Source organism: Aeromicrobium sp. Root344, from assembly GCF_001425755.1.
GTDB lineage: Bacteria > Actinomycetota > Actinomycetes > Propionibacteriales > Nocardioidaceae > Aeromicrobium.
This window is the reverse complement of the sequence record NZ_LMDH01000001.1, coordinates 586,148-609,202: the sequence shown is the minus strand read 5'-3', so window position 1 is coordinate 609,202 and position 23,055 is coordinate 586,148. Positions and strand designations below refer to the sequence as shown.

Below are 23,055 nucleotides of genomic sequence, written 5' to 3'. Positions count from 1 at the left end.
GACATTCCTCGTCAGTGTGTCGAAGGCGGGTGACGAGTTCCCTCACGAAGCGTGGAACCATCGGCGCCAGGAATCACTCATGACGGGCGGCGGGCCGGAATAGCCAGCGAGGGTCAGGGCTCCATAGACGCGCGCGACGATCGCAGACGGTCGTTTCATGTCCTCGATCGTCACGACGATGACCCGCCAGCCCTCCGCTTCCAGTCGCTCGCGGCGAAGGTGATCCTTCTGGCGCTGGTAGGCGTCCCTCTCGTGGTGCCAGCCGTCGTACTCGACGACGACCCGCCACTGCCGGAACACCAAGTCGCCGCGGGCCAGAAAGTTGCCCGCAGCATCGGTGATGACCCCATTGACCTCAGGCTCGGGCAGTCTGGCGAACCGCAACAGCAGTCGCAGGTCCGTCTCCATGACGGAGTCCACCCGATCCCGCACGTGAGACACGACCCGGCGGGCTCGCAGTACGCCGTTGAGGTGTGAGTTCATGGCGAACTCCATCAGGGCGTCAGGTGTCGTCATTCCCAGTCGCACCAGCCAGTCGCCCGCCCGGACCAGATCGACGTGCCCGAGCCGAGTTGCGCAGTCGACGTACGTACGGTCCGCGCCAAGCACGCGGATACCGTCGTGGATCCGCGGTCGCAGGAGACCTTGGCGCCGATGAAGGATGATCCCGTCGTGCCGGGTTTGGGTCGCGGAGTTGGTCGAGAAGTGCAGAGGCAACTCCGGGCCCATCGTCACACCGAGCCACCGCAGTGCGGACAGGTGGCTCAGGCATGCGTCGGCGGGGAGGATCAGGAATGCGGCGTGGACCAGGAGCGAGAACGTGACGGGCTGCTCGGCGGTGCAGTAGACACCGCGGAAGAGCCTCCGGAACCGACGACCCATGAGGGCGTCCTTGGAGATCCCGGCCTGGTGTGCCTGGGCTGTGGTGAACGGCCCACGCGAGAGCTGTTGCGGAATGTCGATCGGTCGTGGCATGCGGACATCGTTGGCCGCATGAGGGGTGTGCGCTCCACCGTGAAAGAGCGGCTGAGGAAAACCACTGCGGTACGACGCACCTGTGGACCCAGAATTGTGACGCTACTCGTCACCGGACCAGCCAAGGGTGACGACTAGCGTCACAAAACTTGGGGGTGTGGGTCAGGGGTTGACGCCGTGCTGGCGCAGCACGGGCTCGGGGTCGACTGCAGCGCCGCCACCGGGGTGCACCTCGAGGTGCAGGTGGGGACCCGTCACGTTGCCGGTCGAACCGGTGTAACCGATGACGTCACCGGGGCCGACGGCCTGACCGGGCTTGACGGCGATGCGGCTCTGGTGGCAGTACCAGATGTCGGTGCCGTCGCGGAGCGTGATGATCGTGCGGTTGCCGTAGGCACCCTCGTAGCCCGTCGACTTCACGACGCCGGCGGCGACGGAGACGATCGTGGAGCCCGACGGTCCGGCGAAGTCGAGGCCGGTGTGGACCGTGGCCCAGAGGCCGCTGCGCTGGCCGAACCGCGCCGTCAGGTGGTAGCCCGTGACGGGGACGACCCACTGGTTCTTCTTCAGCAGTGCGGACTGGGCGCTGACCTTCTTCTTGAGGTCGGCCTGGGCCGTCAGGACCTGCTGGGCCTGGACCTTGATCTGCTTGGTCGTCAGCTCACGGTCGAAGCTGCGGCTGATGTCGACCTTGCCGTTCGCGGCAGCGTCGTCGGGACCGATGTAGCTCTGCGAGATCGTCTGGTACTTGTCGCTCGCGAGCGAGTCACCGTCGTGGTTGCCGAGCAGCGTGGAACCAAAAGCAGCCAGGACCAGGATGAATGCTCCGGCCATGGCTGGGGTAGGGGTGAAGCTGCGCTTGCGGGTCTTGCGGCGCTGGGCGGTCCGCTTGCCCGGTGTTCGCTGGGGAGTCTCCTGGCGTACATCCAGTCGGCGTTTAGGCGCAGACGAAGACACGCAAAAAACCTCCGGAGAAGTGACGACAGGACTCGGGAAGCCTAGCCCAAGGGACCAGCCGAGCGAAACCGAATTGGCGCTTTGAACAACAAATGGCGGAGATCTCGCCTGAAATCTCGACGAGATGTGACGACCTTCACGCTTGTGGGACCATCGATCTCATGGTAAGACAGCGTGTCGTTCTTGGCTCGGTCGGCGATGACGGCCGCGCGAGCGGCGCGGCCAGACGGCTCCGCGACGAGGGCCAGGAGATCGTCTACGTCGGCGGGCACCAGACCCCCGAGCAACTTGTCCACACGGCGATCGCCGAGGACGCCACGGTGATCCTGGTCGACGGCGACGCCCCGGCGCTGGCTCGCATCGCCGAGCTGTGCGTCGAGCTCGGCGCCGACGACGTGCTCGTCACGCCTCTCGACGTACGTCCTGGCGCGCCTCGGTCTCGGTGACGAACGCGCGTACGGCATCGGCGACGACACCGGGCTGGGACTGGACGACCCAGTGCCCCGCGACCACGTCGACGCGGCGAAGGTCGGGCGCATACGCCTCGATGTCGGCGTAGACGGCGGGGGTCAGGAACGTGTCCTTCGTCGGCACGACCAGCTGGACCGGCACGCTCGTCGAGTCGCGGCGAAAGCTCAGCCCGTTGGCTCGGTAGAGGTTGACGCCGTGGCGGAAGTCGTCCTCGAACGTCTCGCCCCAGTGTCCGTCGCCGATCCGCTGCCCCCGCGCCAACGCCTTGCGCAGGTGCCGGCCGAACCTCCGGGCGGCGAGCTCGGGCAGCCGAGGCGTCTGGAACGCCACGACGTACCAGGACTGGATCGCCTGCCGGCCGACCGCAGCGAAGCGCCCGCGGGCCAGGCCGTCGCGGAAGAAGTTGCCGTAGATCTCCAGGCCGGGTCCGCTGATGGACGTGTACGAGGCGATGCGTCCGGTCAGCCGGGCGTCCGACGCCTCGCGCATCACGGCGGCCCATGACTGGATCGAGCCCCAGTCGTGGCCGACCAGGTGCACGGGCCCGCCGTCAGGGCGTACGTGGTCGATGACCGTCGCGAGGTCGCCGACGAGCTTGCTCATGCGATAGCCGGAACGTGACGCTGGTGCGGTCGACCCGCCCGCACCGCGTACGTCGTAGGTCACCACCCGATGGTCCGGCGCGAGCAGCGCGACGACGGGATCCCACACGTGCTGGTTGTCGGGGAAGCCATGGACCAGGACGACGGTCGGTCCGTTCTCATGGCCCTGGACGCGTACGTGCAGCAGGACGTCGGACGACGAGATCGTCTCGGCGGTCATCGGTTCTCCCCGGGAAGTGCGTGTGACGAAGCCAACGCGCGTTAACAGTCAGTTAAGGGCTAGAGTCGCAAAGGCTCAATTGGTGTCGGCCACCGGCCGGCTGCTGAGCGTATCGGACGTCAACAGAGGACGGACTCCACCGTGGACTTGATGGAATACCAGGCGAAGGAGCTCTTCGCCAAGCACGATGTACCGGTCACCCTGGGCATCGTTGCCAACACACCGGACGAGGCGAAGGTCGCTGCCGAGCAGCTCGGCGTCGTCGTCGTCAAGGCACAGGTCAAGGCCGGCGGTCGCGGCAAGGCCGGCGGCGTCAAGCTCGCCAAGACCCCCGACGAGGCCTTCGAGCACGCGTCGAACATCCTGGGCATGCAGATCAAGGGTCTGACGGTCAACCGGGTGCTCATCGCCCCGGCCGCCAGCATCGAGGAGGAGTACTACTTCTCCTTCCTGCTCGACCGGGCCAACCGCAGCTACCTCTGCATCGCCAGCGTCGAGGGCGGTGTCGAGATCGAAGAGGTCGCCAAGACCAACCCCGACGCGGTCAAGCAGATCCCGATCGATGCCGGCACCGGCGTCGACGAGGCCAAGGCCCGCGAGATCGTCGCGGAGGCCGGCTTCCCCGAGGCCCTCGTGGAGCAGGCCGTCACGACGGTCCTGACTCTGTGGAAGGTCTTCGTCGAGGAGGACGCCACCCTGGTCGAGGTCAACCCGCTCGCCCGGCTCGAGGGCGACATCCTCGAGGCGCTCGACGGCAAGGTCTCGCTCGACGAGAACGCCGAGTTCCGCCACGAGGACCACGCCGCGTTCGAGGACAAGGCCGCGGCCGACCCCCTCGAGGCGAAGGCCAAGGAGAAGGGCCTCAACTACGTCAAGCTCGACGGCGAGGTCGGCATCATCGGCAACGGCGCGGGACTCGTCATGAGCACCCTCGACGTCGTCGCCTACGCCGGCGAGAAGCACGGCGGCGTCAAGCCCGCCAACTTCCTGGACATCGGCGGTGGAGCCTCGGCGCAGGTCATGGCCGACGGCCTCGACGTGATCCTCAACGACGCGCAGGTCAAGAGCGTGTTCGTCAACGTCTTCGGCGGCATCACCTCGTGTGACGCGGTCGCCAACGGCATCGTCGGCGCGCTGGACATCCTCGGCGACGAGGCCTCCAAGCCGCTGGTCGTACGCCTCGACGGCAACAACGTCGAAGAGGGTCGCCGCATCCTCAACGAGAAGAACCATCCACTCGTGACGCTTGTCGACACGATGGACGGCGCGGCTGACCGCGCTGCCGAGCTCGCGAACGCAGGAGCCTGACATGTCGATCTTCCTCAACAAGGACTCCAAGGTCATCGTCCAGGGCATCACCGGCGGTGAAGGCACCAAGCACACCGCCCTGATGCTCAAGGCCGGCACCAACGTCGTCGGCGGCGTCAACGCCCGCAAGGCCGGCACGACGGTCGAGCACACCGACGCCGACGGCAACACGGTCGAGCTGCCGGTCTTCGGCACGGTCGCCGAGGCCATCGAGAAGACGGGCGCCGACGTGTCGGTCGCCTTCGTCCCGCCGGCGTTCACCAAGGACGCCGTCATCGAGGCCATCGACGCCGAGATCGGCCTGCTGGTCATCATCACCGAGGGTGTCCCGGTGCAGGACAGCGCCGAGTTCTGGGCGTACGCCCAGGGCAAGAAGACGCGCATCATCGGTCCCAACTGCCCCGGCATCATCACGCCGGGCGAGGCGCTCGCAGGCATCACGCCGGCGACGATCTCCGGTTCGGGCCCCATCGGTCTGGTGTCGAAGTCGGGCACGCTGACCTACCAGATGATGTTCGAGCTGCGCGACTACGGTTTCACGACCGCGATCGGCATCGGCGGCGACCCGATCATCGGGACGACGCACATCGACGCGCTCGAGGCATTCGAGGCCGACCCCGACACCAAGGCGATCGTCATGATCGGCGAGATCGGCGGCGACGCGGAGGAGAAGGCTGCGGCCTACATCCAGGCGCACGTCACCAAGCCCGTCGTCGGCTACGTCGCCGGCTTCACCGCTCCCGAGGGCAAGACGATGGGCCACGCCGGCGCCATCGTGGCCGACGGTGCGGGCACCGCGCAGGGCAAGAAGGAAGCCCTCGAGGCTGCGGGCGTCAAGGTCGGCAAGACGCCGTCCGAGACCGCCGAGCTGATGCGGGAGATCCTCAAGGGCCTCTGAGGCTCCCACGACGAAGCCCCCTCTGCCTTCGGGCGGAGGGGGCTTCCTTGTGGGCCGTGCCGGGCTACTTCGCGTACTTGAGCCTCGTGGCGGCTCGCTTGGCCATGGCTTCGAACGTCTTCTGGGTGATGTCGTAGCTGCCGGCCGGGGTGAAGGTCACCTGCGCGACGTCCGCGCCGCGGCGGATCAGCGACATCCGGTAGTAGGCCCGGTCGCCCTTGGTGACCTCGACGCCGACGCGCCACACGTCACCGGAGTAGGCGCTGCTCTTGAACGACTCGTGCTCGTCGACCTTGGCGGAAAGGTTCTTGTCCGAGCACGAGTCGAGGCGCTTGGAGGCCTTGTCGACGAACGCCTTGGCCTTGGCGGGAGACGAGAACCGGCCGACCGTCTCGGCGACGCCGAACTGCTTGGGCAGCGTCGTCGCCTGGTAGAGCACGTAGATGCGGGCGCCGGCGCGCTCGACGTCCTTGCCGGTGAAGCTCGCGTTGTCGCACTGGGTCGCGGCCGGGTTGGTCTTGGCCGGGACCGGGGCGCCGGCCCACACCTTGTCGACGTTGCGGATCGGTGGCAGGTCGACGATGCCGAGGAACGACGGTGCGTCGGACGTCGGCGGCGGGTCGGTGCGCCGCACCGTGATGGTGTCGGTGCACTGTCCGTTGCTGTCCTTGCAGACCTTGGCCACGGAGTCGTTGAGCGTACGCGCGAACGTCTGGATGCTCGGGCCGCTCGGGCCGTCGGCCTCGTGCACGAGCGTGCTGGTGACCGTGCCGGAATGGCTGAACCCGACCGTGAACGTACGTTCGGGGGAGCGGTGGGAGCGCAACCGCAGGATCTGGAAGTCGCCGAACGGACGCTGCACCGTGTAGGCGGCGACGAGCTGCACGCGCGGGTGCTCGCAGTCGGAGTACCACTGGACGAGTCGCGCGTACGTCTTGGCGGCGATGTCGGCGCTGCGGGACACCTCGATCGCCTGCGCGACCCGCTCGTCGGTCACCCCGGTCGCCGTGAACGTGCGGACGAAGACCTTGAGCGGGTCCTTGTCGGCGTAGCGCTTGGTGGGGCAGGTCGCGTAGGGCGTCGTGTTGTCGACGTTCTCGTCGGTGCCGTCGACCTTCCACGTGCTCTCGGGATCCAGCACGCCGACCTGCTTCGACGACAGCAGGTTGTCGGTGGTGATCTTCTCGGAGTCGAGCAGGACGTCGGGGCGTTCGGCGCCGATCTTCTGCCGTTGCGGCAGGGCGCTGCTGCTGGCGAGGGCGTCGCCGTCGGTCGCCACGAGCCCGCCACCGAGGATCACGACGACGGCGGCCGCCACGAGCAGGACCGTGTTGCGCTGCCGACCGCGCTTGGCGGCGGTGCGGAGCGTCGCGGCCGGCGGCACCTCGAGCGAGCTGGTCGCTGCGGCCAGCCCGTGCATGCGGCGCTCGATCGTGTCGATGCTCTGGCGCAGGGACGTCTCGAGCGTCGCCAGCGCGCTGGTGACGCTCTCGATGCCCTCCTCGGCGGGAACGCCCACCTCGCGAGAGGCTTCCTCGAGGTCGGTGTTGCCCAGGGTCATGAGGACGATCAGGCGACGGTCGTCGACGCTCAGCTCGGCGAGAGCCTCGAGCAGCTGGGTGTCGCTGTCCTCCTCGTGCTTGCGGCGCAGCGGGTGCGTGCCGCGGCTGAGCGCCGTCAGCTTCCAGGCCTCGTTGCGGACCCAGCCGAGGGGATGGTGGTCGCGGATCTTGGTCCAGTCACGCCACGCGCGACGGTAGGCGTCGACCGTGGCCTCGAACGCGACCTGGCGATCGCCGCACACCGCATAGGTGACCTGCACGGCGTCCGAGAAGGTCGAGGAGTAGAAGCTGTTGAACTCGTCGACGCGAGTCATCTCCAGCCTCCTCCTGCCGTCGGCGTGCCTGTGTGCAACGACGCAACTTTACAGGGAGGATGAACTGGTGCCCGCGCCCGTCGAGACTCCCTACCTCCGGCCGGCCTTCCTCACTGCATTGCTGGGCTCGATCGTGTCGCTCGCGGTGTCGGCGCTGTTCGTCCGCGTCGCGCAGGGCTCTGCCGACCCGCCGCTGCTCACGTTCGTCCGCGCCTCGGTCCGCACGTGGTTGGTGTCGATGGGATCGGGCATCGACACCGGCCCGGTGACGTTCGGGCTCGTCCCGGTGGGCGCCACGCTCGTGTGCATCGCGCTGGTCGCGCGCACGGCGTCATGGGTCGTCGCCGATCCCGTCGACGAGCTCCCCGCCTACGTGGCGACGACCGCCGGCGCCTATGGCGTGATCGCGGCGATCGCGTCGACCGCGACGGCGTCCGGCGACGTGCACACGTCGGTCATCCGCGCAGCCTTCGGCGCCTTCGTCGTGGGCGGCCTCGGCGCGGCGTGGGGTGCCGTGCGCCGGCACGGTCAGGGCGATCGCCTGTGGTTCACGGCATCGGACGACGTACGCCTGGCAACCCGCGCTGCGATTCCCGCGGTGGTCCTGGTGCTGGCGGCAGCCGCCGTCGTGGTGCTCGTCCAGCTCCTGCGCAACCTCTCACGCGCCGGCGACATCTGGGCCCAGCTGGACCCCGGAGGCGGTGGGGTCATCGCGCTCGGCATCGCCTGCGTGCTGGCCGCGCCGACGTTGGTCCTCTGGACGGCATCGGCGCTGGTCGGACCCGGGTTCATGCTCGGCACCGACACATCGGTCGACCTCACGGGCTCGCAGCTCGGCACGGTGCCCGGCTTCCCACTGCTCGGCGCTCTGCCTCCACCGGGGGAGTTCCCCGACTGGGTGTTCGTGCTGTGGCTCGTGCCGCTCGTGGCCGGCATCGTGGCGGGGTGGCGGGTCGAGCTCGGCCGGCGCGAGGGCCTGCTCGCCCGCGTCGTCCTGGGCGCTGCGGCGGGCGCGGTCGCGGGATTCCTGCTCGGCATCCTCATCGGCCTGTCGGGCGGAGCGATCGGACCCGGTCGCATGGCCGACGCCGGACCGCCGGTCTTCACGCCCCTGCTGCTCGCCGTGCCTGCGATGGCGGTGGGCGGCGCGCTCGGCGCTCTGCTCAAGCACTATCGTGGAGGCCGTGCCCCGCAGCCCCCGGACGCCAGCCCGACTGGTCGTCCTCGTCTCTGGAAGCGGCACCAATCTCCAGGCGCTGATCGACTCGTCGACGAGTCCTGACTACGGCGCCGAGATCGTCGCCGTCGGCGCCGACCGCGACGGCATCGAGGGCCTGGCCCGTGCCGAACGCCACGGCATTCCCACCTTCGTGCTCAAGACCTCGGCGTACGCCGACCGCACCGCGTGGGACGAGGCGCTGGCCGAGACTGTCGCAGCGTACGAGCCGGATCTCGTCGTGCTCGCCGGGTTCATGAAGCTGACGGGCCCGGCGTTCCTCGCCCGGTTCGGCGGGCGCACGCTCAACACCCACCCGGCCCTCTCGCCGGCGTTCCCGGGCATGCACGGCCCGCGCGACGCCTTGGCGTACGGCGTCAAGGTCACCGGCGCGACGCTGTTCGTCGTCGACGAAGGCGTCGACACGGGGCCGATCGTGGCCCAGGTCGCCGTACCGGTGCTCGACGGCGACGACGAGGCCACGCTGCACGAACGGATCAAGACCAGCGAGCGCGCGATGCTGGTCGAGTGGGTCGGCCGGCTCGCGCGCGAAGACTTCCACCTCGATGACCGGGCCGTCGTGCTCGGAGTCGACTCCACGAAAGATGGCTCATGACTGACGTACGCCCCCTCAAGCGCGCCCTCGTCTCGGTCTACGACAAGACCGGCCTCGACGACCTCGCCCGCGACCTGCACGCCGCCGGCGTCTCGATCGTGTCGACCGGCTCGACCGCCAAGACCATCGAGTCGGCCGGCGTGCCCGTCACCCCGGTGGAGGAGCTGACCGGGTTCCCCGAGTGCCTCGACGGACGCGTCAAGACCCTGCACCCGCGGGTCCACGCCGGCATCCTCGCCGACCTGCGCCTCGACGACCACGTGCAACAGCTCGCCGAGCTCGAGATCGAGCCGTTCGACCTGGTGATCGTCAACCTCTACCCGTTCCGCGACACCGTGCTGTCGGGGGCGACGCCCGACGAGTGCGTCGAGCAGATCGACATCGGCGGCCCGTCGATGGTCCGTGCCGCCGCCAAGAACCACCCCAGCGTCGCGGTCGTCGTCAGCCCCTCGGCGTACGACGAGGTGCGTGCCGCCCTGGCTGCCGGCGGCTTCACGTTCGACCAGCGCAAGCGGCTCGCGGCGCAGGCGTTCGCGCACACCGCGGCGTACGACGTCGCGGTGGCTTCGTGGTTCGCCAGCGCGTACGCCCCGTCAGAGGACGGCTGGCCCGAGTTCACCGGTGCGACGTGGGACAAGTCGGCGGTGCTGCGCTACGGCGAGAACCCGCACCAGCCGGCCGCGCTGTTCCAGCACTGGCGTGGTGGCCTGGCCGCCGCCGAGCAGCTGCACGGCAAGGAGATGTCCTACAACAACTACGTCGACACCGACGCCGCGCGCCGGGCGGCGTACGACTTCGAGCTGCCGGCTGTCGCGATCATCAAGCACGCCAACCCGTGCGGCATCGCGGTCGGTGCCGATGTCGCCGAGGCGCACGCCCGAGCCCACGCGTGCGATCCGGTCTCGGCCTACGGCGGCGTCATCGCGGTCAACCGGCCCGTCAGCGAGGCCATGGCCAAGCAGGTCGCCGACGTGTTCACCGAGGTCATCGTCGCGCCCGACTACGAGGACGGTGCCCTCGAGGTCCTGCAGGCCAAGAAGAACATCCGCATCCTTCGCGTGCCCGCCGACGAGCACCCCGAACCGATCGAGTTCCGGGCCATCAGCGGCGGTGTGCTGATCCAGCGCGTGGACCACGTCGACGCGCCCGGGGACGACCCGGCCAGCTGGACGCTCGTCGCGGGCGAACCGGCTGACGCACGTACGCTCGCCGATCTGGCCTTCGCCTGGACCGCGGTGCGCGCGGTGAAGTCCAACGCGATCCTGCTCGCCAAGGACGGCGCCTCGGTCGGCGTCGGCATGGGCCAGGTCAACCGGGTCGACTCCTGCAAGCTGGCCGTCGAGCGGGCCGGTGCCGAGCGGGCCACCGGTTCGGTCGCCGCGTCGGACGCGTTCTTCCCGTTCCCCGACGGCCCCGAGATCCTGATCGCCGGCGGCGTACGGGCGATCGTCCAGCCGGGTGGATCGATCCGCGACGACGCCGTGATCGAGGCGGCGCAGGCTGCCGGCGTGACGATGTACGTCACCGGCACCCGCCACTTCTTCCACTGACGGTCGGGGGCTCAGCGCAGGCCGAGGCCCTCCAGGACCTGGGCACCGGGCAGCTCGGCGAGTGATGCTCCGGGCAGCGCGAGCTTCGACCGGCGCAGGCCGCTGCCCAGCAGGACCCAGGGCTGCTCGATGACGGCGTGGTCGACGAGGATCGGCCATCCCTCGGGCACGCCCACGGGGGTGATGCCGCCGTACTCCATGCCGGTCTCGTCGACCGCCCAGTCCTGCGGGGCGAACGAGCACTTGCGCGTGTCGAGCGTGCGGCGTACGAGCCCGTTGACGTCGGCGCGGGTGCTCGACAGGATCACGCAGGCCGCCGGGCGGAGCTCGCCGCCACGCTTGCCCAGCACGATGACGCAGTTGGCCGACATGTCGGCGTCGAGGTCGAACCGCTCGGTCAGGGCTGCTGTCTCGGCCAGATCGGGGTCGATCGCCGCGGTGTGCGCTCGGGCGGCGAGGGCGGGCAGCACGGCGAGGGCGGCGGCCACCGGAGGTGCGAGCAGCTCTTCCTGTGCCGGCTCGAGCTCGAGCGACCCGAGGCGCACCGTCACTGCTGGGCCTTGCGGAGGTCGGCGAGCGTACGGTCGACGCCTTCCGGCCCGATCGCGTGGGCGGCGACGAGCCCGCGGATCGCCGAGACGAGCAGGCGGGCTTCCTCGTCCTCGGAGTAGAGGCCGGACTGTCGTCGTACGGCGGTGCCGGTGATCAGCGCGACGATCGAGGCGGCGAGCGCGCCGGGCTCGTGGATGCCGACGCGGCCCAGGAGGCTCGTCGCGAGATCCTCGAACGCCTGCATCGACCGAGCGGCGTTGTCGCGGAGCTCAGGCACCCGCGCGGCGGCGAGGAAGATCGCCAGCTCGAGGGCGGCGACCTCGGGACCCCGCACGGCGAACACCCGGGAGATGAGTTGCGAGGCGTCGTCGAGGCTGACATCGACGCCGATGTCGACCGCAGCCAACGCCTCGAGGTCACGCGACCACTGGTCGATGTGGGCGCCGAGCGCCTCGCGGATGAGATCGCCGATCGACTCGAAGTAGTACGTCGTGGTGGCCGACGGCAGACCTGCGCGGGCGGCGACGGCTCGGTGCGTGATCGCGCGGGAGCCACCCTCGGCGAACAGCTCGATCGCGGCGGCCAGCAGCTCGTCGCGGCGCAGCCGGCTGCGCTCCTGCGACAGCTGTGCGCGGCTCGTCATGCAGGGAGTCTAAGGGGGCGCCCGGTCCACCCTGACCCGGTGCCGTCGTGAAAGACTCGTGCCGTGACGGCGCAGATTCTCGACGGCAAGGCGGTTGCGGCCGCGATCAAGGACGAGCTCCGCGTGCGCGTGGACGCGCTCCGTGAGCGCGGCATCACCGCGGGTCTCGGGACGATCCTCGTCGGCAACGATCCCGGTAGCCAGTGGTACGTCGCGGGCAAGCACCGCGACTGCGCCCAGGTCGGCATCGAGTCGCTGCGCATCGACCTGCCCGACACCGCGACGCAGGCTGAGGTCGAGGCTGCCGTCGACGAGCTCAACGCAGATCCTGCGTGCACGGGCTACATCGTCCAGCTGCCGCTGCCCAAGGGCCTCGACGAGAACGCCGTGATCGGCCGCATCGACCCGGCCAAGGACGCCGACGGCCTCCACCCGACCAACCTCGGCTGGCTCGTACTGGGCAAGGAAGCGCCGCTGCCGTGCACGCCGCGGGGCATCATCGAGCTCCTGCGCCGCCACGACGTGCCGATCGCCGGCCAGCACGTCGTCGTCGTCGGCCGCGGCATCACGGTCGGCCGCCCGATGGGGCTGCTGCTGACCCGCCGCAGCGAGAACGCCACCGTCACGCTGTGCCACACCGGCACGCGCGACCTCGCCGCCGAGGTGCAGCGCGCCGACATCGTCATCGCCGCGGCAGGTGTCCCCGGCATCATCTCTGCCGACATGGTCAAGCCCGGCGCGGCGCTGCTCGACGTCGGGGTGAGCCGCGACGACAACGGCATCGTCGGCGACGTCGACCCCAAGGCGTACGAGGTGGCGGGCTGGATCTCGCCCAACCCCGGCGGTGTGGGGCCCATGACCCGCGCGATGCTGCTGGCCAACGTCGTGGAGACCGCGGAGCGACTCCACCCGTGATCGGCCCGCGGAGCCGCGGCTCGCAGCTCTACCTGCTGCACCTGCTGGCGGTGCTCGCCGGACTGGTGATCGTCGTCGCCGGGCCGTGGCGCACCGGCGTCATCGTGATCGGTGCGGCGTTCGTCGTGGGCGCACTGGCTCGGGTCGTCGTCCCGATCGACCACACGGGCATGCTGCGCGTGCGCGGCAAGGCGTTCGACGTGTTCTGGATGTCGACCCTCGGGGTCGCGCTCGTCGTGCTCGCCGTCGTCATCCCCGGCCAGCCCACCTGACGCACCCAGAAATGGATCGAGGTGCACCATCCCTGACTCAGGGGTGGTGCACCTCGATCCAAATCTCGGGGCGTCGGCTCAGATGAGGCCGAGCTCCTTGACCGCGTCGCGCTCCTCGATGAGCTCGGCGGCGGTGGCGTCCATGCGGCCGCGCGAGAACTCGTCGATCTCGAGGCCCTGGACGATCTCCCAGTTGCCGTCCTGGGTCGTGACGGGGAACGAGTAGATCAGGCCTTCGGGTACGTCGTACGAACCGTCGGAGACGACGGCCATCGACGCCCAGTCACCCTCGGGCGTGCCGTGCAGCCAGTCGCGGGCAGCATCGATCGTGGCCGAGGCGGCGGAGGCGGCGGACGAGGAGCCGCGCGCCTCGATGATCGCCGCGCCGCGCTTGGCGACGGTCGGGATGAAGTCGTTCTCGATCCAGGCCTGGTCGCCCACGGTCTCGGCGGCGTTCTTGCCGGCGATCTCGGCGTGGAAGATGTCGGGGTACTGGGTCGCGGAGTGGTTGCCCCAGATCGTCATCTTCTTGATGTCGGTGACCGACGCGCCGGTCTTGGCCGCGAGCTGCGAGATCGCCCGGTTGTGGTCGAGGCGGGTCAGGGCGCTGAAGCGCTCCTTGGGGATGTCGGGCGCGTTGGACATCGCGATCAGGGCGTTGGTGTTGGCCGGGTTGCCGGTGACCCCGATGCGTACGTCGTCGGCGGCGACGGAGTTGAGGGCCTTGCCCTGCGCCGTGAAGATCGCGCCGTTGGCCTCGAGCAGGTCGCCGCGCTCCATGCCGGGACCGCGGGGGCGCGCACCGACGAGCAGGGCGAGGTTGACGCCGTCGAAGATCTTCTCGGCGTCGTCGCCGATCTCGACGCCGGCGAGGGTCGGGAACGCGCAGTCGTCGAGCTCCATGACGACGCCTTCGAGCGCCTTGAGCGCGGGCGTGATCTCGAGCAGCTGCAGCTGGATCGGGGTGTCGGGGCCGAGCAGTGATCCGCTGGCGAGACGGAAGAGGAGGCTGTAGCCGATCTGGCCGGCGGCGCCGGTGACGGCGACCTTGACGGGGGTTGTGCTCACGAGAAGTGCTCCTTGAGGCTGGGGTTCCTTTCGAAACTAGCGCACCCGCACCGTGGGCGGCCCACCCGACCCTGCGTTCACGAGACGTTCACGGGCATATTCTTGAATGATTCCAGAAAAGGTGATTGCATGGCCGCATGCCCATGCTCACGGACCCCGTCGCGCATCTGCGCGACGCCGGTCTGCGGGTGACCCGGCCGCGGCTCGCGGTCATCGAGGTTCTCGGCCGGCAGCCTCACGCCGACGTCGACTCGATCTCCGATGCGGCGCGTGCTGAGCTCGGCACGGTGTCGACCCAGGCGATCTACGACGTTCTCAAGGCGCTCACCGCCGTGGGGCTCGTACGCCGCATCGAGCCGGCTGGTTCGCCGGCGCGGTTCGAGCTGCGGGTGGGCGACAACCACCACCACGTCGTGTGCCGCTCGTGCGGTGCGATCGCCGACGTCGACTGCGCCCACGGCAGCGCGCCCTGTCTCACGGCATCCAACGACCACGGCTTCTCGATCGACGAGGCCGAGGTGACCTACTGGGGCACCTGCCCCGACTGCTCCGCCAGCACCACCTCCACTGTTCGCCAGATCCCGGAAGGAACCCCATGACCGAGTCCCATGACCCGCACGCCAACGGCAGCGAGAGCGAGAACCCGGCGATCGACTCGCCCGAGCCCAAGGACGGGCGGCCGAGGACCAACAAGGACTGGTGGCCCAACCAGCTCGACCTGCAGGTGCTGCACCAGCACTCGCCCGCCTCGAGCCCGCTCGGCGACGACTTCGACTACGCCGAGGCGTTCGGCGCCCTCGACGTCGACGCGCTGAAGGCCGACATCACCGAGGTCATGACCACGTCGCAGGACTGGTGGCCGGCTGACTACGGCCACTACGGACCGCTCTTCATCCGCCTCAGCTGGCACGCCGCCGGCACCTATCGCATCGCGGACGGCCGCGGCGGCGCCGGTGACGGCAGCCAGCGCTTCGCCCCGCTCAACAGCTGGCCCGACAACGCGAGCCTCGACAAGGCGCGTCGCCTCCTGTGGCCGGTCAAGAAGAAGTACGGCAACCAGATCTCGTGGGCCGACCTGCTGGTGCTGGCCGGCAACGTCGCGCTCGAGTCGATGGGCTTCAAGACGTTCGGCTTCGGCTTTGGTCGTGAGGACATCTTCGAGCCCGAGGAGATCATCTGGGGTCCGGAGGACACCTGGCTGGGCGACGAGCGCTACAGCGGCGACCGCGAGCTGAGCGGTCCGCTGGGCGCCGTCCAGATGGGCCTGATCTACGTCAACCCCGAAGGCCCCAACGGCGAGCCCGATCCGCTCGCCGCGGCTCGCGACATCCGTGAGACGTTCGCGCGGATGGCGATGAACGACGAGGAGACTGTGGCGCTGATCGCTGGTGGCCACTCGTTCGGCAAGACCCACGGCGCCGGACCGGCCGACCACGTCGGACCCGAGCCCGAGGCCGCCCCGCTCGAGGAGCAGGGCCTCGGCTGGAAGAGCACGTTCCGCAGCGGCAAGGGCGCCGACGCGATCACCAGCGGCCTCGAGGTCACCTGGACCAGCACGCCGACGAAGTTCAGCATGGGCTTCTTCCAGAACCTGTTCGGTCACGAGTGGGAGCTCACCAAGAGCCCCGCGGGCGCGCACCAGTGGACTGCCGTGGGCGCCGAGGCGGACCAGCCCGACCCGTTCGACCCGGCCAAGAAGCGCGTTCCGACGATGCTGACCACCGACCTGGCGCTGCGCGAGGACCCGATCTACGGCGAGATCTCGCGCCGCTACCTCGACAACCCAGAGGAGTTCGCCGAGCAGTTCGCCAAGGCCTGGTACAAGCTGCTGCACCGTGACATGGGCCCGATCTCGCGCTACCTGGGCCCCTGGGTCCCGGAGCCGCAGCTGTGGCAGGACCCCGTCCCGGCCGTCGACCACGAGCTGATCGACGCGGGCGACATCGCAGCGCTGAAGCGTACGCTCCTGGGCTCGGGCCTGTCCGTCTCGCAGCTCGCGACGACGGCCTGGGCATCGGCCGCTAGCTACCGCGACACCGACAAGCGCGGCGGTGCCAACGGTGCCCGCATCCGCCTCGAGCCGCAGCGGAGCTGGGAGGTCAACCAGCCCGAGCAGCTGGCCACCGTGCTGTCGACGCTCGAGCAGGTCCAGCAGGACTTCAACGCAGCGCAGTCCAGCGGCAAGAAGGTCTCCTTGGCCGACCTGATCGTGCTGGGTGGCGCGGCTGCGGTCGAGCAGGCCGCGCGCGACGCGGGCGTCGAGGTCGAGGTGCCGTTCCACCCGGGCCGCACCGACGCCTCGCAGGAGGACACCGACGTCGACTCGTTCGCGGTCCTCGAGCCGCGGGCCGACGGCTTCCGCAACTATCTGCGATCCGGTGAGAAGCTGCCGCCCGAGACGTTGCTGCTCGACCGCGCCAACATGCTCGCGCTCACGGCCCCGGAGACGGCGGTCCTGGTGGCCGGCATGCGGGCACTCGGGACCAACCATGGAGGCGCGCAGCACGGCGTGTTCACCGATCGCCCCGGCGCACTGACCAACGACTTCTTCGTCACCCTGCTCGACATGGGCACGGAGTGGAAGGCGTCGGAGGCTGCGGAGAACGTCTACGAGGGTCGTGACCGGGTCTCGGGTGAGGTGACCCGAACGGCAACGGCCGTCGATCTCGTCTTCGGTTCGAACTCGCAGCTTCGCGCGCTGGCCGAGGTCTACGGCAGCGACGACGCCAAGGAGAAGTTCGTCAAGGACTTCGTCGCGGCATGGGTCAAGGTCAGCGAGCTCGACCACTTCGACCTGCGCTGAGTCGTACGACGAAGGGCCCGGGACGCGCGTCCCGGGCCCTTCGTCGTGCAGCGACCCTCAGCCGCCGTTGTAGTAGGACATGCCACCGCCATCGGCGCCGGGGGAACGGCCCTGGTGGGTGCCGTCCGCCGTGGGCCTGATGGGCGGGACATCGCGCTCGGTCTCGCCTGTGCCGGATGAGCGGCGTTGGAGGGCGATGCAGAGTCCGGCGACGACGGCGACCCCGATGATGACGATGGTGAGGGTCATGGTGTCTCCCGGTGGGTTCGAGGTCGGACGTGGATCGTCTCAGACAACCATTCGCAATGGAAGTGTCAGTCGGTGTCGTCCCCGACGATCATCGCGTGCGTGACGCCGGCGATCGCGGCACCGATGACCGGCGCGAGGATGAACACCCAGACCTGCGCGAGGTGGTCGCCACCGGCGAACCAGGCGACGCCCAAGGAGCGGGCCGGGTTGACCGACGTGCCGTCAACGGGGATCGAGATCAGGTGGATCAAGGTCAGCGCGAGCCCGATCGCCAATCCGGAGAACCCGACCGCTGCACGCTTGGCCGTCGCTCCGAAGATCACGTACAGGAAGAACGCCGTCAGCACGATCTCGGTGATGATGACCGCCAGGAGGCTGTAGCCGCCGGGGGAGTGGTCGCCGTAGCCGTTGGCCCCGAAGCCGCTTGCCGTGGCGTCGAAGCCGTCGGCACCGTGCGCGATGACGAACAGCACGCCACCGGCGATCGTCGCCCCGGCGAGCTGGGCCGCGAAGTAGCCGGGCGCGTCCTTCCAGTCGAACCGCTTGGCCATCGCGAGGCCGACCGTCACGGCGGGATTGAAGTGCCCGCCGGAGATGGGCCCGAACGCGTACGCGCCGGTGAGGACCGTCAGGCCGAACGCCAAGGCGATGCCGAGGGTGCCGACGCCGCCTTCGTTGCCGGCCAGGACCGCGGTGCCGACGCCGCCGAGGACGAGCCAGAACGTGCCGAGCGCCTCGGCGCCCAGCTTGTGGGAAGTGGTGGGTGCTGCCATCGTGGGCCTCCTGAGGTATGTGTGACCTGCCTCACAGGGTAGGGCGCCGGCAGCCGTGACTGGGGGACGCTGAGAGCGTCTGTGTCGGTGAGATATCTTGATGTCAAACAATCTTTGATCCACACGTAGGAGTCGTCGCACTCATGGCCAAGATCATCTACACCCACACCGACGAGGCGCCGCTGCTGGCCACCTACTCGTTCCTCCCCGTCATCGCGGCGTACGCCTCGACGGCCGGCGTCGAGGTCGAGACCCGGGACATCTCGCTGGCGGGCCGCATCATCGCGCTGTTCGGCGACCGGCTGCCCCCCGAGCAGCAGATCGGCGACGCGCTCTCCGAGCTGGGCGACCTGGCCAAGACGCCCGAGGCCAACATCATCAAGCTGCCCAACATCAGCGCCTCGGTCCCGCAGCTCAAGGCCGCGATCGCCGAGCTGCAGGGCCACGGCTACGCGCTGCCGGACTACCCCGACAACCCGCAGACCGACGAGGACAAGGACGTCCGCTCCCGCTACGACAAGGTCAAGGGCAGCGCGGTCAACCCCGTCCTTCGTGAGGGCAACTCCGACCGCCGCGCACCCGCCTCGGTCAAGAACTTCGCCAAGGCGCACCCGCACTCGATGGGTGCGTGGAGCAGCGACTCCAAGACCAACGTCGCCACGATGGGCGCCGACGACTTCCGCTCCAACGAGAAGTCGATCGTCCTCGACGCCGATGACACGCTCAGCATTCGCCTGGTCGGCGAGGACGGCACGACGACGGTCCTCAAGGACGCCGTCCCGGTGCTCGCGGGTGAGGTCGTCGACGCCACCGTGATGCGCGCCGCCGCGCTCGACGCGTTCCTCGCGGCGCAGGTCCAGCGCGCCAAGGACGAGGGCGTGCTGTTCTCGGTGCACCTCAAGGCGACCATGATGAAGGTGTCCGACCCGATCATCTTCGGACACGTCGTCAAGGCGTTCCTGCCGGAGGTCTTCGCGGCGTACGGCGACGACCTCGCCGCGGCCGGCCTGAGCCCCAGCAACGGGCTCGGCTCGATCCTCGCCGGTCTCGACGCGCTGCCCAACGGCGCCGAGATCAAGGCCGCGATCGAGCAGGGCATCGCCGACGGCCCCGCCCTCGCGATGGTCGACTCCGACAAGGGCATCACCAACCTGCACGTCCCCAGCGACGTCATCGTCGACGCGTCGATGCCGGCCATGATCCGGACGTCGGGCCACATGTGGGGCCCCGACGGCAACGAGGCCGACACGCTCGCGGTGATCCCCGACAGCTCGTACGCCGGGGTCTACCAGACCGTCATCGACGACTGCCGGGCCAATGGTGCCTACGACCCGACGACGATGGGCTCGGTCCCCAACGTGGGACTCATGGCGCAGGCCGCCGAGGAGTACGGCAGCCACGACAAGACGTTCGAGATCGATCGTGACGGAACCGTGCAGGTCGTCGACCAGGCCGGCACCGTCGTGCTCGAGCACGCCGTCGAGGCGGGCGACATCTGGCGTGCCTGCCAGACCAAGGACGTGCCGATCCGCGACTGGGTCAAGCTCGCCGTGACCCGCGCACGGGCCTCGCAGACCCCCGCCGTGTTCTGGCTCGACCCGAGCCGCGCCCACGACGCCAACCTGATCGCCAAGGTCGAGGCCTACCTGCCCGAGCACGACACCGACGGCCTGCAGATCGAGATCATGGCGCCGGCCGAGGCCACGCAGTTCTCGATCGACCGCATCCGCCGCGGTGAGGACACGATCTCGGTGACCGGCAACGTGCTGCGCGACTACAACACCGACCTGTTCCCGATCCTCGAGCTCGGCACCAGCGCCAAGATGCTGTCGATCGTCCCGCTGATCAACGGCGGCGGACTGTTCGAGACCGGCGCCGGCGGCTCGGCGCCCAAGCACGTGCAGCAGCTCGTCAAGGAGAACCACCTGCGCTGGGACAGCCTCGGCGAGTTCCTCGCGCTGGCGTCGAGCTTCGAGCACATGGCGACGACGACCGGCAACGCGCGGGCGCAGATCCTCGCCGACACGCTCGACCGGGCGACCGGCACGTTCCTCAACGAGAACAAGTCACCGAGCCGCAAGGTCGGCGAGATCGACAACCGCGGCAGCCACTTCTACCTCGCCCTCTACTGGGCGCAGGAGCTCGCGGCGCAGACCGAGGACGCCGACCTCGCGGCCGCGTTCGCGGAGGTCGCGGGCTCGCTCGCGGCCAACGAGCAGAAGATCAACGACGAGCTGCTGGCGGTGCAGGGTTCGCCGGCCGACATCGGCGGCTACTTCCGGCCGGACGACGCCAAGGTCACGCAGGTCATGCGCCCGTCGACGACGTTCTCCGAGGTCCTGGGCATCCTGGGCTAGGCGGTACGCCGCACGGCGAGGTGCGGCAGGACCAGCTCGTCCCACAGGTCCACCTGGTTGTGCCGGAAGAACCCGAAGTGGCCCATGCGGTCGACGCCCAGCTGCTGCGGGGTGTAGCGCATGTGTGTCGTGTCGACGGCCGTGTAGAGCGCGTCGAGCATGCTGATGCTGGTCGCCGACATCAGCTCGTCGTCGGTGAACGACACCGAAGCCATGGGGATCTGGACCGCGGCGAACTCGTCGCGCATCGCGGGCAGCTCGGCGAGCAGGTAGTCCGGGTGCATGCACCAGCGAGCCCACTGCCGCATGACGTTGGGTGGGAGATCGCCGAGGATGCCGAGCCGCTTGCCGGGGAAGTAGCCGGCAACCGCAATGGCTGCCGGAGCGATGACCTTCCACAGCAGGGGCGCTTTGCGCCGGGCGCTCGGAGTGTTGTGCCGCCAGTAGCCAGTGCCCGCCGCGACACTGATGGCACGATCGGCCTTGGCGTGGTCGGCGAACGGCAGGACCTGGCCGCCCAGGCTGTGGCCGAGCCAGGTGACCGGGCGGCCCTGCGCGCGTACGTGCGCATGGTCGAGTGCGTCGCGGGCGTCGAGCGCCCAGCGCACGAGGTCGTTCGTGACCTCGCGCATCGGACCGTCGAGCGACTCGCCATAGCCGCGGTAGTCGAACGTCATCACCGCGAAACCGCGGTCGCGCAGCCATGAGGCGAACGTCGCGTAGTAGGCCGCGGTCGTCGCCATCGCCGGGACGATGAGGACGACGCCGCGCGTCTCGCCGTTCGGCTCGAACCAGCGCCCGCGCAGCTCGTAGCCGTCGTCGGCGGAGAAGGTGATGGTGTCCCAGAGCTGCTCGTCTATAACGTTCGTCATAGCGCCGACGCTAGGCTATGACGACTGTCATAGTCAAGGGTATGCTGTGGCCATGCCCCTCGATCCCCGTACGAAGATGGTCGCCGGCGCGGCACAGCTGATCGGCGAGCGCGGCGTCGGAGCGACGAGCGTCCGCGAGCTCGCGAAGTTCACCGGAGCGCCGCTCGGCTCGACCTATCACTACTTCCCCGGCGGCAAGGAGCAGCTGGTCGACGAGGCCGTCGGATGGGTCTCCGGCCGGGTCGAGAAGGTCCTGGGTCGGGCCGCGGACGATGGCGCACTCGCCGTGCTCGACGCCTTCATCGCCAACTGGCGGGAGTTCCTGGCGAAGAGCGACTACGAGGCGAGCTGTCCGATCCTCGCCGTCGCGACCGAGGACGTCACGACCGCCAGCGCGGCCGCGGCGGTGTTCCTGCGGTGGCAGGGAATGCTGGTCACGGTGCTGACCCGTGACGGGGTGACACCCGAGCGCGCCGAGCGCCTCGCGTGGCTCATCGTCGGCAGCCTCGAGGGTGCGGTGGTGATGGCGCGGAGCCAGCGCAGCCCGGAGCCGCTCGAGGCGGTCGCAGCGGAGCTCAGGGCTCTGATCCGCGACGCCATCAAGCCCTGAGGTCCTTCTCGACGAGCGTCCAGCCACGGGCACGCGCCTTGAGGCGTACGTCGCCCAGGGTCGTCGTCAGGTCGGCTGCTGCCTGCTGCACCGCGGCGGTCGACTCCGTGCCGATGTCCTGCAACAGCGTGAACACCACGTCGCCGTCGTCACGCTGGGCCCAGCCCCCGACGATGCGTCCGTCGACCCACACGGTCGGACCGGCGTTGCCGTTGACGTCGAAGAGGCGCTCGCGATGCGGGCCCAGCACGAAGTCGCGGTGCTTCCAGCCCATCGCCGAGGGATCGAGGGCGGGCAGCAGGGCGACCCACGGATCGGGCGCCTCGACCGGCTCGACGTCGCCGGCCAGGACAAGGCCGGGCCGACCGTCGAGCGCGACCTCGACGGTCTCGAGCGGCGCCACGGCCGCGCGCGTGCGGGTCTTGGTCCAGCCGGTCCACCACTGCAGGTCGTCGAGCGTCGCCGGACCGTACGCCTCGAACCACAGCCGGGCCAGCTCCGTCGCGGCGGTGGCGGCATCGGGTCGTTCGCCGAGGTCGCACCACGACGCCATGGTGGCCCACCGGAACTGCGTCGACGTCCAGGTGCCCCGCGGTCGCGTGCGGACGACGCTGCCCTCGGCCGACAACAGCGTCAGGAGTCGGCTGGCGACGGTGGGGGTGGCCACGAACTTGCCGCTGCCGAGCTGGACCCGGGTGGCCAGGAGCGGATCCGCCTGCGAGAGCTCGGTGCTGGTGACCTCGCCGGCCGCGTCGATCGCCGCCAGCGCCGACTGCTCGGCACGGTTGACCCAGTCGTCGAGGTCGCCGGCGATCCCGGCCTCGGCGAGCGCCTTGACCAGCAGCCTGCGCTGCTCAGTCGCGACGATGTCGGAGGCGCCGGCGAGGCACACAGGGGCGACCTCGCGGGGGACCGCGAACACCGTGCGCCGCATCGACAGCACCCGCACGAGGCTGCGGTCGTCGTAGAGCGCTCGCTCGACATCGGCCGGTGCCGCCTTGCGGGTGCGAGCCAGGGCGGACAGGACCGTCGTGGCGGGGTCGGTGCCGTGCAGGGCCACGACAGCGCGGGCCGCGTCGACCACGGTCTGTGCGCGATGCTCGGCGGCGAGCGCGTGGCGCCGGCCCAGACGTGCGCGCCGCTCGGCGTCGGAGATCACCCGCATACCGACAGCGTGGCAGTCGCCGCCCACAGAAGCGCGTGAGGGGACGCACACTGTCTCGATTCGTGGAACAACCGGACCCGCTGGGAG

General features: G+C 69.6%; 23 protein-coding genes. 12 read left to right on the top strand and 11 right to left on the bottom strand.

Annotation, left to right across the window (positions count from 1 at the left end):
* Positions 1-42: 42 nt before the first annotated feature.
* Entirely contained in the window at positions 43-975 is a 933-nt protein-coding gene (locus tag ASC61_RS02955) for a DUF559 domain-containing protein (protein WP_056209126.1), read from the bottom strand.
* 162 nt (positions 976-1,137) lie between these two features.
* The gene (locus tag ASC61_RS02950) at positions 1,138-1,932 is read right to left on the bottom strand and encodes a M23 family metallopeptidase (protein ID WP_157439353.1); all 795 of its coding nucleotides are present in this window, start codon (positions 1,930-1,932) and stop codon (positions 1,138-1,140) included.
* A gap of 161 nt (positions 1,933-2,093) precedes the next feature.
* Here ASC61_RS02950 and ASC61_RS02945 point away from each other — a divergent pair, with 161 nt between their 5' ends.
* The gene (locus tag ASC61_RS02945; RefSeq protein WP_056209122.1) at positions 2,094-2,378 is read left to right on the top strand and encodes a cobalamin B12-binding domain-containing protein; all 285 of its coding nucleotides are present in this window, start codon (positions 2,094-2,096) and stop codon (positions 2,376-2,378) included.
* On the opposite strand, the gene ASC61_RS02940 is transcribed toward ASC61_RS02945, so the two are convergent.
* Entirely contained in the window at positions 2,335-3,225 is an 891-nt protein-coding gene (locus tag ASC61_RS02940; protein ID WP_056209119.1) for an alpha/beta fold hydrolase, read from the bottom strand. The two genes, ASC61_RS02945 and ASC61_RS02940, sit on opposite strands and share 44 nt — an antisense overlap.
* A 141-nt stretch (positions 3,226-3,366) precedes the next feature.
* On the opposite strand from ASC61_RS02940, the gene sucC reads away from it, so the two are divergent.
* Both sucC and sucD read left to right on the top strand, forming a co-directional pair.
* The gene (gene sucC, locus ASC61_RS02935) at positions 3,367-4,533 is read left to right on the top strand and encodes an ADP-forming succinate--CoA ligase subunit beta (RefSeq protein ID WP_056209116.1); all 1,167 of its coding nucleotides are present in this window, start codon (positions 3,367-3,369) and stop codon (positions 4,531-4,533) included.
* A 1-nt stretch (position 4,534) separates the two neighbouring features.
* Positions 4,535-5,431 carry a succinate--CoA ligase subunit alpha gene (gene sucD, locus ASC61_RS02930; protein WP_056209113.1) on the top strand — a complete coding sequence of 299 codons (897 nt, stop codon included), beginning with the start codon at positions 4,535-4,537 and terminating at the stop codon, positions 5,429-5,431.
* 64 nt (positions 5,432-5,495) lie between these two features.
* Here sucD and ASC61_RS02925 read toward each other — a convergent pair whose 3' ends face one another.
* The gene (locus tag ASC61_RS02925) at positions 5,496-7,307 is read right to left on the bottom strand and encodes an RNA polymerase sigma factor (protein ID WP_056209110.1); all 1,812 of its coding nucleotides are present in this window, start codon (positions 7,305-7,307) and stop codon (positions 5,496-5,498) included.
* Positions 7,308-7,374: 67 nt separating this feature from the next.
* Between ASC61_RS02925 and ASC61_RS02920 the strand changes: the two genes are divergently transcribed.
* The 3 genes from ASC61_RS02920 to purH are packed head-to-tail and all read left to right on the top strand — an operon-like array spanning position 7,375 to position 10,689.
* Positions 7,375-8,589: a cell division protein PerM gene (locus ASC61_RS02920; protein WP_056209107.1), complete on the top strand. Its 1,215-nt coding sequence runs from the start codon at positions 7,375-7,377 to the stop codon at positions 8,587-8,589.
* Positions 8,492-9,139, top strand: coding sequence for a phosphoribosylglycinamide formyltransferase (purN, locus tag ASC61_RS02915; protein WP_442854208.1), 648 nt, complete (start codon positions 8,492-8,494; stop codon positions 9,137-9,139). Before ASC61_RS02920 ends, purN begins: the two co-directional genes overlap by 98 nt.
* Positions 9,136-10,689 (top strand): bifunctional phosphoribosylaminoimidazolecarboxamide formyltransferase/IMP cyclohydrolase, encoded by a 1,554-nt coding sequence (purH, locus tag ASC61_RS02910; protein ID WP_056209102.1) that lies wholly within the window; start codon positions 9,136-9,138, stop codon positions 10,687-10,689. Before purN ends, purH begins: the two co-directional genes overlap by 4 nt.
* Before the next feature lie 11 nt (positions 10,690-10,700).
* On the opposite strand, the gene ASC61_RS02905 is transcribed toward purH, so the two are convergent.
* Together ASC61_RS02905 and ASC61_RS02900 are read right to left on the bottom strand one after the other, a co-directional pair.
* A complete protein-coding gene (locus ASC61_RS02905; protein ID WP_200935383.1) occupies positions 10,701-11,240 on the bottom strand; it encodes a YbaK/EbsC family protein in 540 nt (179 codons plus the stop codon).
* A complete protein-coding gene (locus ASC61_RS02900; RefSeq protein ID WP_056209099.1) occupies positions 11,237-11,884 on the bottom strand; it encodes a TetR/AcrR family transcriptional regulator in 648 nt (215 codons plus the stop codon). Before ASC61_RS02900 ends, ASC61_RS02905 begins: the two co-directional genes overlap by 4 nt.
* 63 nt (positions 11,885-11,947) lie before the next feature.
* On the opposite strand from ASC61_RS02900, the gene ASC61_RS02895 reads away from it, so the two are divergent.
* Positions 11,948-12,799, top strand: a complete 852-nt coding sequence (locus ASC61_RS02895) for a bifunctional methylenetetrahydrofolate dehydrogenase/methenyltetrahydrofolate cyclohydrolase (RefSeq protein ID WP_056209096.1) — start codon at positions 11,948-11,950, stop codon at positions 12,797-12,799.
* Positions 12,796-13,071 (top strand): DUF3017 domain-containing protein, encoded by a 276-nt coding sequence (locus tag ASC61_RS19910; protein WP_056209092.1) that lies wholly within the window; start codon positions 12,796-12,798, stop codon positions 13,069-13,071. Before ASC61_RS02895 ends, ASC61_RS19910 begins: the two co-directional genes overlap by 4 nt.
* A gap of 78 nt (positions 13,072-13,149) precedes the next feature.
* Here the strand turns inward: ASC61_RS19910 and ASC61_RS02885 are convergent, their stop codons facing one another.
* Positions 13,150-14,139 carry a malate dehydrogenase gene (locus ASC61_RS02885; RefSeq protein ID WP_056209089.1) on the bottom strand — a complete coding sequence of 330 codons (990 nt, stop codon included), beginning with the start codon at positions 14,137-14,139 and terminating at the stop codon, positions 13,150-13,152.
* Positions 14,140-14,276: 137 nt separating this feature from the next.
* On the opposite strand from ASC61_RS02885, the gene ASC61_RS02880 reads away from it, so the two are divergent.
* Both ASC61_RS02880 and katG read left to right on the top strand, forming a co-directional pair.
* Positions 14,277-14,738: a Fur family transcriptional regulator gene (locus tag ASC61_RS02880; protein WP_056209085.1), complete on the top strand. Its 462-nt coding sequence runs from the start codon at positions 14,277-14,279 to the stop codon at positions 14,736-14,738.
* The gene (katG, locus tag ASC61_RS02875; protein ID WP_082530416.1) at positions 14,735-16,942 is read left to right on the top strand and encodes a catalase/peroxidase HPI; all 2,208 of its coding nucleotides are present in this window, start codon (positions 14,735-14,737) and stop codon (positions 16,940-16,942) included. The genes ASC61_RS02880 and katG overlap by 4 nt, the downstream gene beginning before the upstream one ends.
* A 57-nt stretch (positions 16,943-16,999) precedes the next feature.
* On the opposite strand, the gene ASC61_RS02870 is transcribed toward katG, so the two are convergent.
* Positions 17,000-17,191 carry a hypothetical protein gene (locus ASC61_RS02870; RefSeq protein WP_056209083.1) on the bottom strand — a complete coding sequence of 64 codons (192 nt, stop codon included), beginning with the start codon at positions 17,189-17,191 and terminating at the stop codon, positions 17,000-17,002.
* Between the two features lie 65 nt (positions 17,192-17,256).
* Positions 17,257-17,964, bottom strand: coding sequence for an aquaporin Z (gene aqpZ / locus ASC61_RS02865; protein WP_056209079.1), 708 nt, complete (start codon positions 17,962-17,964; stop codon positions 17,257-17,259).
* Positions 17,965-18,107: 143 nt separating this feature from the next.
* On the opposite strand from aqpZ, the gene ASC61_RS02860 reads away from it, so the two are divergent.
* Positions 18,108-20,321 (top strand): NADP-dependent isocitrate dehydrogenase, encoded by a 2,214-nt coding sequence (locus tag ASC61_RS02860; RefSeq protein WP_056209077.1) that lies wholly within the window; start codon positions 18,108-18,110, stop codon positions 20,319-20,321.
* On the opposite strand, the gene ASC61_RS02855 is transcribed toward ASC61_RS02860, so the two are convergent.
* Positions 20,318-21,193, bottom strand: a complete 876-nt coding sequence (locus tag ASC61_RS02855) for an alpha/beta hydrolase family protein (RefSeq protein WP_056209074.1) — start codon at positions 21,191-21,193, stop codon at positions 20,318-20,320. The two genes, ASC61_RS02860 and ASC61_RS02855, sit on opposite strands and share 4 nt — an antisense overlap.
* Before the next feature lie 52 nt (positions 21,194-21,245).
* Between ASC61_RS02855 and ASC61_RS02850 the strand changes: the two genes are divergently transcribed.
* Positions 21,246-21,803, top strand: coding sequence for a TetR/AcrR family transcriptional regulator (locus ASC61_RS02850; RefSeq protein ID WP_056209071.1), 558 nt, complete (start codon positions 21,246-21,248; stop codon positions 21,801-21,803).
* Here ASC61_RS02850 and ASC61_RS02845 read toward each other — a convergent pair.
* Positions 21,793-22,968, bottom strand: coding sequence for a winged helix DNA-binding domain-containing protein (locus tag ASC61_RS02845; RefSeq protein ID WP_200935382.1), 1,176 nt, complete (start codon positions 22,966-22,968; stop codon positions 21,793-21,795). The genes ASC61_RS02850 and ASC61_RS02845 overlap by 11 nt on opposite strands.
* Positions 22,969-23,055: the final 87 nt, after the last annotated feature.

What these genes read in the sequence shown, in the direction of transcription:
- ASC61_RS02860 (WP_056209077.1), top strand. Translation starts at nt 18,108, where the DNA reads ATGGCCAAGATCATCTACACCCACACCGACGAGGCGCCGCTGCTGGCC.
- ASC61_RS02870 (WP_056209083.1), bottom strand. Translation starts at nt 17,191, where the DNA reads ATGACCCTCACCATCGTCATCATCGGGGTCGCCGTCGTCGCCGGACTC.
- ASC61_RS02900 (WP_056209099.1), bottom strand. Translation starts at nt 11,884, where the DNA reads ATGACGAGCCGCGCACAGCTGTCGCAGGAGCGCAGCCGGCTGCGCCGC.
- ASC61_RS02855 (WP_056209074.1), bottom strand. Translation starts at nt 21,193, where the DNA reads ATGACGAACGTTATAGACGAGCAGCTCTGGGACACCATCACCTTCTCC.
- katG (WP_082530416.1), top strand. Translation starts at nt 14,735, where the DNA reads ATGACCGAGTCCCATGACCCGCACGCCAACGGCAGCGAGAGCGAGAAC.
- sucD (WP_056209113.1), top strand. Translation starts at nt 4,535, where the DNA reads ATGTCGATCTTCCTCAACAAGGACTCCAAGGTCATCGTCCAGGGCATC.
- ASC61_RS02850 (WP_056209071.1), top strand. Translation starts at nt 21,246, where the DNA reads ATGCCCCTCGATCCCCGTACGAAGATGGTCGCCGGCGCGGCACAGCTG.
- ASC61_RS02880 (WP_056209085.1), top strand. Translation starts at nt 14,277, where the DNA reads ATGCCCATGCTCACGGACCCCGTCGCGCATCTGCGCGACGCCGGTCTG.
- ASC61_RS02955 (WP_056209126.1), bottom strand. Translation starts at nt 975, where the DNA reads ATGCCACGACCGATCGACATTCCGCAACAGCTCTCGCGTGGGCCGTTC.
- ASC61_RS02845 (WP_200935382.1), bottom strand. Translation starts at nt 22,968, where the DNA reads ATGCGGGTGATCTCCGACGCCGAGCGGCGCGCACGTCTGGGCCGGCGC.
- purH (WP_056209102.1), top strand. Translation starts at nt 9,136, where the DNA reads ATGACTGACGTACGCCCCCTCAAGCGCGCCCTCGTCTCGGTCTACGAC.
- ASC61_RS02945 (WP_056209122.1), top strand. Translation starts at nt 2,094, where the DNA reads ATGGTAAGACAGCGTGTCGTTCTTGGCTCGGTCGGCGATGACGGCCGC.
- ASC61_RS02940 (WP_056209119.1), bottom strand. Translation starts at nt 3,225, where the DNA reads ATGACCGCCGAGACGATCTCGTCGTCCGACGTCCTGCTGCACGTACGC.
- aqpZ (WP_056209079.1), bottom strand. Translation starts at nt 17,964, where the DNA reads ATGGCAGCACCCACCACTTCCCACAAGCTGGGCGCCGAGGCGCTCGGC.
- ASC61_RS02925 (WP_056209110.1), bottom strand. Translation starts at nt 7,307, where the DNA reads ATGACTCGCGTCGACGAGTTCAACAGCTTCTACTCCTCGACCTTCTCG.